Source organism: Roseibium sp., from assembly GCF_025698965.1.
Classification (GTDB): Bacteria; Pseudomonadota; Alphaproteobacteria; order Rhizobiales; family Stappiaceae; genus Roseibium.
Map to the genome: position 1 here is coordinate 1 of NZ_JAILWL010000207.1, position 10,961 is coordinate 10,961.

10 protein-coding genes are annotated in these 10,961 nt (G+C 53.7%); 2 read left to right on the forward strand and 8 right to left on the reverse strand.

Annotated elements, in window-relative coordinates; all coding sequences use genetic code 11:
- Nucleotides 1-622: 622 nt before the first annotated feature.
- Nucleotides 623-1,369, reverse strand: coding sequence for a cupin domain-containing protein (locus K5905_RS17050; protein WP_297585982.1), 747 nt, complete (start codon nt 1,367-1,369; stop codon nt 623-625).
- Between the two features lie 640 nt (nt 1,370-2,009).
- Between K5905_RS17050 and K5905_RS17055 the strand changes: the two genes are divergently transcribed.
- Nucleotides 2,010-3,317 carry an APC family permease gene (locus K5905_RS17055; protein ID WP_297585983.1) on the forward strand — a complete coding sequence of 436 codons (1,308 nt, stop codon included), beginning with the start codon at nt 2,010-2,012 and terminating at the stop codon, nt 3,315-3,317.
- A gap of 241 nt (nt 3,318-3,558) precedes the next feature.
- Here the strand turns inward: K5905_RS17055 and K5905_RS17060 are convergent, their stop codons facing one another.
- The 4 genes from K5905_RS17060 to K5905_RS17075 all read right to left on the reverse strand — a co-directional run bounded on the left by K5905_RS17060 (nt 3,559) and on the right by K5905_RS17075 (nt 7,648).
- On the reverse strand, nt 3,559-4,083 hold the full coding sequence (locus tag K5905_RS17060; RefSeq protein WP_297586002.1) for a ricin-type beta-trefoil lectin domain protein: 525 nt from the start codon (nt 4,081-4,083) through the stop codon (nt 3,559-3,561).
- Between the two features lie 88 nt (nt 4,084-4,171).
- Nucleotides 4,172-4,738, reverse strand: a complete 567-nt coding sequence (locus K5905_RS17065; RefSeq protein WP_297585985.1) for a cupin domain-containing protein — start codon at nt 4,736-4,738, stop codon at nt 4,172-4,174.
- Nucleotides 4,739-4,755: 17 nt separating this feature from the next.
- A complete protein-coding gene (locus K5905_RS17070; protein ID WP_297585987.1) occupies nt 4,756-6,648 on the reverse strand; it encodes a TRAP transporter fused permease subunit in 1,893 nt (630 codons plus the stop codon).
- Nucleotides 6,649-6,721: 73 nt separating this feature from the next.
- Complete coding sequence (locus tag K5905_RS17075; protein ID WP_297585989.1) at nt 6,722-7,648, reverse strand: TAXI family TRAP transporter solute-binding subunit; 927 nt, start codon at nt 7,646-7,648, stop codon at nt 6,722-6,724.
- Nucleotides 7,649-7,848: 200 nt separating this feature from the next.
- Here K5905_RS17075 and K5905_RS17080 point away from each other — a divergent pair, with 200 nt between their 5' ends.
- Nucleotides 7,849-8,478, forward strand: a complete 630-nt coding sequence (locus K5905_RS17080; RefSeq protein WP_297585991.1) for a cupin domain-containing protein — start codon at nt 7,849-7,851, stop codon at nt 8,476-8,478.
- A 142-nt stretch (nt 8,479-8,620) separates the two neighbouring features.
- On the opposite strand, the gene K5905_RS17085 is transcribed toward K5905_RS17080, so the two are convergent.
- From K5905_RS17085 to K5905_RS17095, 3 genes are all read right to left on the reverse strand, one after another.
- Nucleotides 8,621-9,112 carry a heme-binding protein gene (locus K5905_RS17085; protein ID WP_297585994.1) on the reverse strand — a complete coding sequence of 164 codons (492 nt, stop codon included), beginning with the start codon at nt 9,110-9,112 and terminating at the stop codon, nt 8,621-8,623.
- 13 nt (nt 9,113-9,125) lie between these two features.
- Nucleotides 9,126-10,445 carry a TRAP transporter large permease gene (locus tag K5905_RS17090; RefSeq protein WP_297585996.1) on the reverse strand — a complete coding sequence of 440 codons (1,320 nt, stop codon included), beginning with the start codon at nt 10,443-10,445 and terminating at the stop codon, nt 9,126-9,128.
- The coding region (locus tag K5905_RS17095; RefSeq protein ID WP_367186978.1) for a TRAP transporter small permease at nt 10,442-10,961 on the reverse strand (520 nt) is incomplete at its 5' end. The genes K5905_RS17090 and K5905_RS17095, both read right to left, overlap by 4 nt.

A 10,961-nucleotide genomic window follows, 5' to 3' on the forward strand; every position in this document is an offset into this window, starting at 1 on the left:
GAGTTGCAGCAAACTCCTCCGACCGTGTTGCAACCCGGATTTGCGTGCCACTTGCATAAAGCATCGGCACAAGCAATCGGCCGATTGTCCCGGAGCCACCAAATACAAGAACCGTCATCAAAGTACCGCTGCTTTGTGGTTGTGCGCAGGAAATTGTAGGAAAATACCTGTTCGTCTTCAAATGCTTTTGGACACGTTCGGTCCTTGGTCAATGGAGGTGTTGGCTTGTCAGGATGGCCATAATGCCATGAAGCTGTCTTGCGCTGGTGCCAGCGACATTCCTGGTAGGTTGTTTGTTTGACCTTATCCCGTCGTTTCAAATTTGCTGACCTCGCCCCTTTAGACCTTGACCGCGATGAGATTGCCAAGGTTCTTAAGATAGTGACGGAGTTTGCATTTTCTGGCGCATGCCTCGAACCAGTGTTCCAAATTCCCAAACAAGAGCCTTGAGCGCCGCTTGAAACCAGCTTTCGCCCTGCATGAGGCCTGCAGAGCCAGTCCTGGCGCCTCGGTGACTTCACCGACTTCCGTCAAGAGAGTAAGCTGATTTCGCAATGAACAACCAAAGAATATAATCGTCATGAAGACATCTTGTTCATTGCTCAATGGACGCCTTTCTTGCCTACGGCCACACCGCAAAGAAAAATGCGCGGAATTCGTCTTCCGAACGCCAACCGACCGACGCATGCAGTGGTACGAAAAAACTCTCACCAGTAGTGAAGGTTTCCTGGTGGTTTTGACTTGTCACAATGACAGTTCCGTATTGCACGCAAATCAATTCGTTGCGGTTGAATGATGTGATGGGGATCTCGCACGGTCCGGACACCAGTGTTCCTACTTGGATCCGCCCGTCGCCCGATTCATAGGCGAGGTTTTGTCTTTGGTGCGGTTCCAATCTATCAAGCCTATCGGTCAGCCTGCTCACATCGTCCAGCTCAGCGTCTGTTGGGTTTGAAATGAGGCGAATGCATTTCAATTTGGCTTGGTCAGTCTCTGCCGGATAGTCTTCTTTATGGAAGGTCATGAAATATTTCCGATAGTTCTTCGTCATATCCCATGCGCAATTGAAGCCCTGAGGCAGGAAGAAGGCCTGCCCGGCTAGAATGACATCTTTCTTACCCGCTTCGTCGATGATGGTGACTTCTCCGTCGATGATCTGCATGAACTCAAACAGCGGGTATGGATGGCTGCTCGTTGCGCTGCCGCCATGGTTTTCCCAAGTGCCGATGCACAGGCCGTTGTACTCAAACGCCTTCACCCCGCGCTGGTCCGGCACAGGCCCGATCAGCCAGTCGGGCGGGATTACTTCCCAGGTTTTCAGGCCTTCCCCTTTGGGGTTATGGGGATCCAACCTGATGACACCAGCCATTTTAGAATCTCCTGGATGGGGCACGCGTCCCTGTTTTGTGACAGATTTAGTGTGAAGGTAATGCAGCAATTTCCCAAGAGCTAAAAATGAATTCCAATTGGGGCGCTTAGTATCTGGTGGACGAATAATGCTATTGTCTGTTGTCGAACAGTTCGATGTACACGAAGTTCACTTGTTTGACGGACACGCCAGCCTTCGTGAAGGTCACGTTTCAGGCATGACTTTTTTTGGTTTCAGTCAAGCAGCCCACACCAGACTTCGTTTGCGCTGGCAACTGTCGCACTGTGGCTACCGGAAGCGGACGTTCGTCGCCTGAAAAACACTGGAAAGTTTTCAGCTAGTATCCTCATCTACAGTGAAGCAGATAAGTAGCTCGAAGATATCTGAACCAAAAAAAGCAAGCCGTGGCCAGACTCCATGCTGCCGCTTTGCCGCTGAGCGCATACGTCAATCCTTCCTGGTGGTCAGATATCCCAGATCACAGACCGAACAAGGGATCTCAGAGTGTCGAACAGGTACTTGTCTGATAAAAAATTTCTGGAATTGTCGGCCGAATAATTGATGCTGAGAGAATCGACATCTCAACAGGTGTGAACGGGCCAGCAAGACTGGTTCTGGTGCCGAGAAAACGAGGTTATGGGTGCCGGGTACAGAAAACGCAAAAATCGGGACGTTTTCCGCGCTTTCGATCGGCATAGGCGGCATGGTTGGCGGTGGTATATTTGCCGTCACCGGTCTGACAATCGAGCTGACACGCGGCGCAGCTCCAATCGCGTTCATCGTTGCCGGTATCGTCGCCTTGCTGACAAGCTACTCCTACCTGCGCATGACGCTGACATATCCAAGTGAAGGCGGCACCGTGACCTTTTTGATTAAAGGGTTCGGCGAAGGCGTATTTTCCGGCGCGTTGAATATTCTCTTGTCGATGAGCTATATGGTTCTTCTTGCCGTATATGCATATGCTTTTGGCAGCTATGCGAGTGTTCTGCTGCCCTTTGAACATTCTTCCTTCCTAACGCGAGCCCTTGCCAGTGGACTGCTGATCACGCTCGTCATCATCAATCTGTTTGGCACACAATTGGTCATACGATCCGAGAACTTTTTCAACGCCGGAAAGATGGTGTTGCTCCTGGTTTTCATTGTTGCCGGGCTGACAATTCCAGTGGACTGGAGCCGGATGACACCATCCGACTACGTGCCTCCGATCGAACTTGTTGCCGGTGCGATGATCATCTTTCTGAATTACGAAGGGTTCGAGCTGATCGCGAATGCCGGCAAAGACGTCAAAAACCCGAAGAAGGCTTTGCCGATTGCATATTTAGGTGGAGTTTTGATCGCAATCCTATTGTATGTGCTGATCGCGGTTGTAGTCTTGGGACAACTCGACTTTCACCAGATCAAAGCAAACTCAGACAATGTTCTGTCGATTGCAGCGCATAATTTTCTTGGCCCCGTCGGTGTGATTGTGACCATTGCCGCATTGCTGGCAACGACCTCTGCCATCAACGCAACCTTCTATGGTGCCGGTCGCCTGACCTACACCATTGCCAAATCCGGTGAACTGCCGAAGGAATTGGAACGCAATATCAAGGGCCAGCCTCTGGAAGGCATGTTTGTGTTTGCTGCCGCATCGCTTCTTCTGGTCGTATTCCTGCCTCTCAACGCAATCGCAACAATGGGCAGCGCGGGATTTCTGCTCATTTTCTTCGCCGTCAACCACGCCAATGTCAGGCGCGCAAAGGACACCGGCAGTCGCGCATGGATTTCAATCATCGGAATGGCGGCATGCGCGCTCGCATTGCTTGCGCTTTGCTGGCAGGTTTGGCGGGTTGAAACAACGCGCTATCATCTGTTGATCCTGGCAGGCATGATCGTATCTTCGTTTGCAATTGAGATCGTGTATCGGAAGACGGCAAAGCGGGTGATTTCCCCTTCCGTTCATCAATGAACCCGTCCCGTAAACCGTCTCCCCCCTGTGCCCGATAACCAAACGACCAAGCACAGCCAGGACTACTTTCAGACAAATGCGCCGCCGCGCACATGAAAACGCTGCGTCAGACAGACAGCTGCAACCGGGAAGCATGCTGAAAGGCATTTTGATCGTGTTTTGCTATCAGACCGCTACGGCGCAAAAGTAGGTCACCCTCGGCGACAATCACGAAATTGGGGCCCGTTATCTGATCAAGCAATTACTTTAATTCGAGCCAGGTGATCAGCTCCGGCGATGTATCGTCACAAGGGGAAAGAACGAGATCACGCGACATGAAGGGACCGGCTTGCCGGCTCGCCTCACCCGCAGCGACACAGCTTTCCGGCGAACTGGTAGGCGTGATGCGCCCGGTTCCCTGATCAAACAAAAACTGCTGCATCGGCAGGCTCGCAGCGCAGTCCCTCAGACCAAAGGCAATCTTCGGGTCGTCCGGTGCAATCAATTCCATACATTTTCCTGCAAACTCCACCGAGGTAATTTGTTTGGTTTCGGCGTTGTAGGAAAATTGCACGTCTCCACCTTGCGGTTTGCAGGAATGTGCCTGCAGGTTTTCGGCAAATCCGCGCCCCAAAGTGTCGATGCACCAGCCAAGCTGATCCGCCTCGTCCAGATTGTCAGCGAGAAAAATCACGGGGACCGGTGTCTGAATTTTCGGCGCTTCGGCAAATGCTGGAATAACAACAAGGCAGGAAAGGAAAGCCGAAACGAATCCACTGTATCGCATCACGTTATTCCTCCTCTTCAGCAATATTCCGGAAACGGGAAATCCTATCAACGGCCCCTTTCCCTCACCAATCATGCAGCAAATCATGTCAGCGTCGTGGAATTCCCTTCTGGTCTTCCGCGCGCGTGGTCACCCCGTCCACCAGAACGAAGGCAATGGAACATGGTTCGGTGCCACGATTGGACCAGGCGTGGTTGGTACCGCGTTGAACAATCACGTCTCCCGCTTTCAAAAGCACATCTTCTTCATCCATCAGCATATAGATCTCACCGGTCAGGATGATTGCATAATCGACGCTGTCGGTACGATGCATGAACGGATGTCGGGCACCTTCGACGATGTTGGCTCCCGCTCCCATTTCCGCGAACGCGGCCTTGCCGTCCAGTGTCGCCATCACTTCCGGATCTTCCGGCATAAATTCGACCACACGAAAAACACTGCCGTTTTTCGGAGGATGCAGGATGAAAGGCCCCTCGCAGGTTTCAGTAGCACCGTCATATTCCGCAGGAGTACCATCGGAGAGCCAGAAATTGGTCAACGTCACACCGGGCCGATTTGGGCGTTGAAGCCGATGGGTCGCAATCGCGTCGCTTTCCACAATTGCGATCCCGTTTTCATCATGACCGGTTACGACGCGTCTGAATTCTCTTGCCATTTTTTTTCCAGTTGTTTTCAGGATCTAATCGAAACTTGTCTGCTGTTGAATTGCTGAAACAGAACCCATCCCAGCAGAACTCCACCGACGATCGCAGTCGGCCAAAATTGAATGAGCAGGCACAATCCTCCGGCCAGCGCAAAGACGCGGTTCAACCAGGAGAGCGGCGAGAAAACACTGCCGACAACTCCCGCGGCCACGGCCCCCACTCCCGCGAAGCCGGTCACCACGGCAACCAGATTTGCCAGGATATCTCCCTGCATCAGCAGGCCAGGTCCGAAGACAAGCGCAAACGGCAGAACGAAGCTGGTGGTGGCGTAGGAAGCCGCCGTCCAGCCGACTTTGTTGACGTCGGCACCGGCGATGCCACCGGCGACATAGGAGGCCAACGCAACCGGGGGTGTGATGGTTGAGATACAGCCATAATAGAACACAAAGAAATGAGCCGTCAGCATCGGCACTCCGAACTTGACCAGCGCAGGAGCAACCACCGTTGCCAGGATCAGATAAGCAGCGGTTGTCGGCAAACCCATTCCCAAAATGATGGATGCGATCATCGTGAAAACGAGTGCAAGGATTAACTGGCCATTCGAAGCGACATCAATCAGAAGCGCTATCTTGGAGCCAAGACCGGTGATCCCCAAAGTGCCGGAAATCACGCCGGCAGCGGCACAGGCAGCCGAGATCGTAATGACATTGCGCGAGCCTTCCGCAATGCTGCCGCCGATCCTCTTGAAGAGCTCAAGGTCAACCCGCCGGGTCTTTACGACATCGAGACCGATCAGGACAGCCATCGCCCAAAGCGACGCCTTGAAGGGTGAAAAGCCTGCAAGCATCAGACCCAGCAGGATCGCGAATGCGCCGATAAACGGCATCCCCTGGATCAGAACCGCTGAAAGCGGCCGGCCATCACTTTTGTCGGCGGTGTTCGGCTCAATGCCGGACTTCACCGCCTGAAAGTGGACGACAAAAAACGCCGATCCGAAAAACAGGAGCGCCGGGAGAATGGCGACTGCCATCACGCTCGTGTAGGGAACACCGACAATCTCCGCCATGATAAACGCGGCTGCGCCCATGACCGGTGGCATCAATTGCCCGCCAGTCGACGCGACCGCCTCGATGGCTCCGGCCTGATGTGGCTCATAACCTTCCCGCTTCATGATCGGAATTGTTACGGTACCCGTTACCGCGACATTTCCTGCCGCAGAACCCGAAACCATGCCGATCAGCGTGGAAAACAGCACCGCGGATTTTGCACTCGCGGCCCTGAGGCCTCGTGTCAGGCGTATCGAGATTTCGAAGAAAAAGTCACCTGCACCAAACCGCGACAACATGGCCCCGAAAATGGTGAAGACGATGATGTAGGTGGCCGCCACCCCGATCGGAATTCCGTAAACACCCTGCGTATCGGTGGTCAGGAAGATGACCATGCGCTCCAGGCTATAGCCCCTGCCATTCAAGATTCCCGGAAGAAACGGACTGATGAACGGATAGAAGAAAAAGACCAGTGTGATGCAGGCGAGTATCAGTCCAATGCCCCGGCGCGCTGCCTCGAAAACCAGCAGCAAAATGACAGCTCCGGCATAAAAGTCGCCTTCAGTCGTCAATCCGCCGCTAAATGCAATGGCTTTCCAACGCCAGATCAACCAAAGGCTTGCCGCCAGAACTGCGGTAATCAGCACAGTTGAAAGGACGAAATCCGTCTTGGTATTTTTCAGGTTTGCCGATGCCGGCTTCAACGCAAACAGAAGCGAAAAGGCCATGGCGACGTGAACCAGCCGCAAGGGCATGGTTGAAATCGCAATCACTCCGGAAACGACCGCAAGATGAAACACCCCAAGGCCGAACGCGGCCATCAGAATAATATTCTGCTTCGTCAGCAACGGAAACTCACTAGATTTACCAGGCACAGGTCTGCCTCTTTTCACCACGGCTCGCGAGCCCGGTTAGCGGGCTCGCAAGGCGTTTCATTCGATTGAGGTCTTACTTGTTGAAGTAGCGCGCTGCGCCTTCATGCAGCGGAATTGCCAGGGACAGAGAATTCGCTGGATCGATCTGCTTCGCGTTTGCATTCTCTGCCTGAAATTCCTCCAGATGATCGAAGACCGATGCCACGATTTTCTCAACGACATCAGGTGAGAGAGAATTCGGCGCGATCAACATGTTGTTGACGCCAATGACTGTGCCTGATTCTTCCGTACCGTAGACATCGGCCGGAATTTCGACTGCCTTGAAGGCACCGTTTTTCTCTAGCGCCTTGTCCAGCATTCCATCGGAGAACGAAATAAACCTCAGCTTGTTGCCAGCTGCTGCCTGCATCACGGCACCGGCCGGATAGCCGGAAAGTGCAAATGCCGCATCGACATTGCCATCGCTCAGCTGGCTGAAGCCGTCGGAGTAGGACAGGAAACTCGGTACTATGTCATCCATCGACATATCATGAAGCGGCAGTAGGAAATTCATGAACCCCAGCGTACCACCGCCGGCCGGACCGACCGCGACACGTTTGCCTTTCAGGTCCTCAATCGTCTGAATGTCGGAATTTTCCGGCACGATCATATGCAGCACACTTGGGTGAAGCGCGGCAACCGCACTCATGTCAATCGGACCGCTTTTATAGGGGCCCTTACCGTTGACAGCCAGAACAGCCAGGTTGTTGTTGGTGATTGCAATCTCGACTTCACCGCTATCAACAAGTCTTGGATTTTGAACTGAACCGCCAGTGACAACTGGCACCATGGAGATGTCTTCACCGGCATATTTGTTGACGAGATTCGAGATGCTCTGCCCCATCGGATAGAACGCTCCGCCCAGACTGGCAGTACCGATACGCAATTCCTCCGCCTGCGCAAAACTCGCAGAAACAAGCAAACCGACTGCCAAGCCTGTTGTCTTCAAGATATTGAACATGATTATCCTCCCATATATTTTTTTCAGGATAGACGATATTTGTTGTCTTTCAACATTTTTATCGATATTTTTTATCATATCGATTTTACTGTGTCCATGTACGCTTCAAGCTGGTCTCTCCTGATTGAACGTTGCTTGTGAGAACACGGACTTCAGTTGGTCGATGCTGCTTGAGATCACGCAAATCAGAAGTTCCGGTAATGCCAGAATTAAACATGTCGCTCGTCCACGACACTCTTGGTCCGGGTGAATTCCTGCACCTTTCCGCGCCTTACACCGCAGTGTGGCCGCTCAAGGTCGAGGCCAGCTACAACGGATGCAAGTTATCGGCCCAGACCGGATATCTGCTCGACCGTTCGGGCTCGTTAGGTGCCGCTTGCGAAACGGTTGACCTGATCCGCTTCACGGTCGGCCAATCCCCCGTCCCCCTCGCTGAACGGTCTTGTGTACTCATGAGTGAGACCGTCGAAGTTCATTCTCCGGTGATGTTGCTGCGTCTCGACAAGGTCTCGTTCCCACCGGGAGCCTCTGCCTGGCGTCACGTTCATCCTGGTCCCGGCTTCCGCTATCTGTTAAAGGGCCAACTTCGATTACAGCCGGATGATCATGCGAAAACGGTGCAAGCGGGAGACAGTTGGTTTGAAGCGGAAAACACACCCGTAAAGGCGACAGCCGGCAACAGCTTTGCTGAATCGGCCTTCATTCGTCTCATGTTGCTGCCTCTGAAGTATAAGGGAAAGTCGACGATCAACGTCCTCTCGGAGGAGGACCGGCTCCGTGAACGTAGGCAGACGACCACGACTTATTTTGATGTCCCTGTCGATTTCTAGTGCCTTCGAATTGGTAAGGTCTGAGGTCCGATAACCGCCCATTTTCTGTGGGTGTGACCCAGTGGTGATGGCAGTCGGACATGGAAAAAACCCGGCACATTGTATCTGTACCGGGTTTCGTCATTTCACCAGTATTGCTGATTTAGTCGGGATAGTGATCCGACAGGGATGAGGCGCGCCAGTCTGGTGCAGGTTCCGCCGGTTCGGACAAAAGACCCGATATTCTGATCGCTTCGATGGCACAGTATTCGTCCTTGTCGGACGTATCTCCGCTGATGCCGACCGCGCCGATTGTAATGTTGTCGGCATTGCGAACGAGCACACCACCGGGGACAGGGATCAATCTGCCATGCGAGGCAGTTGCCAAAGCAGACTGGAACGTTGGTCGCGATGACAACCGGTCCCGGATGAGACGGCTGGAGATCCCCATACCGAGCGCGCCCCAGGCCTTGCCATAAGCCACATCAAACCGCATGATTCCGGAACCGTCCTCACATTTGGATACCACCAGCTTGCCCCCGGCATCCAGGATCACAACCGTGAGCGGCAGGAGTTCTTCCTCCCGCCCGAGTCGCAGCGCTTCATCTGCGATCAAATTCGCCTCAGCCAGAGGCAAACTCACCTGTAGGCGCATACACCCGTCCTTTCTAGTTCAACAAATCGGGGAGAATTGTAACGATTTCCGGAAACATGAGCAGACCAATAATGGTCAACACATCGGCCACGAAAAACAATGTAATACCCTTGAAGACCTGCGGCAGTGATATGTCCGGCCGCACCGCATTCACGACAAAGCAGTTCAATCCGATTGGCGGCGTGATCAGGCAGACTTCGGCCATCTTGACCACAATGATACCGAACCAGATGGAATCGAAACCAAGCGCAATGACCGCCGGATAGACCACAGGCAGCGTGAGCAGAAGCATCCCGATGGCATCCATGAACATGCCCAGCACTGCGTAGGCCAGAAGGATCATGATCATGATCATCATCGGTGACATCTCAAGCCCGACAATCCAGGACGTGAAGGCTTCGGGTATCCCTGAAAACCCGAGGAACCGAACAAAAATCAAGACGCCCCAGATCAGCGCGAAGATCATCGCCGTGAGCTTTGCGCTTTCCATCAGCGAATTCCTGATGGTTTTGACCCCTGCCCCTTTCAACAGCGCCAGAACGAAGACAACGGCAGCTCCAAGCGCTCCAGCCTCCGTCGGAGTTGCCCAGCCACCGTAAATGGCAGAAATGATGATCAAGACAACGAGCAGCACCGGTGAAACCCCGGGTAGAGATTCAAACCGCTCCTTCCAGGACGACCCTGGAACACTTGGTGCCTGCTCGGGCCGGAACTTTGCCCAAACTACAATGATGGAGCCATACACGACTGCAGAAAAGAGGCCCGGAAGAAAACCAGCCAGCAAAAGCCTGCCAACGGATTCTTCAACGATGATCGCGTAGATAACAATGATCGCCGATGGTGGAATGAGCGTTGCCAGAGTTCCACCTGCGGCAACCACACCGGCAGCGAGCTTCTTGTCATAACCGTAGCGAAGCATCTCCGGGATCGCCACACGCGCGAAAACCGCGGACGTTGCGGTTGATGCTCCCGATACGGCGGCGAATCCGGCTGTGGCCAGAACCGTTGCCACGGCAAGGCCGCCCGGCAGCCAACCAAGCCAATGTCTTGCCGCGACGAAGAGTTGGCGCGTCATTCCGGCATGGAAGGCGAGAAAGCCGATAAAGATGAACATCGGCAAAACACTGAGAGCATAGGTGGATGATTTGGAGTGGGGCACTGTTCCGACAATCCCGGCAGCTCCTGTCCAACCGAGTAACTCGATCAGTCCGAGCAATCCAACAACCGCTGCAGCGAAGACGACACGAACGCCGACGATGACGAGGCAGAGCAACAACGCCAGAGCGATGATGCCGACGAGAAGCGGATCGGAAAATCCAATACCGAGGATCATGACCGGCCTCCGTTTTCAGAGGGATCCGACGGATCTACGTCGTCGGCCATTGCCTCATGCATTTCGTCCTGAGCGTGTTCCGCGGCATCCTTGATGACCGCGACCCCTACCGGAGTTGCCGACGGATTGACAGCAAGCCTCACCGCCCCCCAAAGCTGTACCAATAACCGCAGCCACCAGATCGAAAACGCAACCGGAACCAGCAGCTTTGAAGGCCAAACCGGAAATTCGGCATCGATTGTCGTGTCGCCAAGGGTGTAGGCGCGCCAGAAGTGTTCGGCGCTGAACCAGATCAGCACCGCCAGAATTCCCATACCTACCAGCGTTCCGAAAATTTCGAGGAACCACAATACGCGCCCGTGAAAACGACCGATCAGAAGTTCCATGCGAATATGGGCACCGAGCCGCTGGCAATAGGCCGCTCCAAGAAATGCCATGCTCGCCATGGAGAGTTCGACAAGGTCGATATAACCGGTCACAGGCGCGTTGAAGATCGTTCTGCCGATGATCTGCACA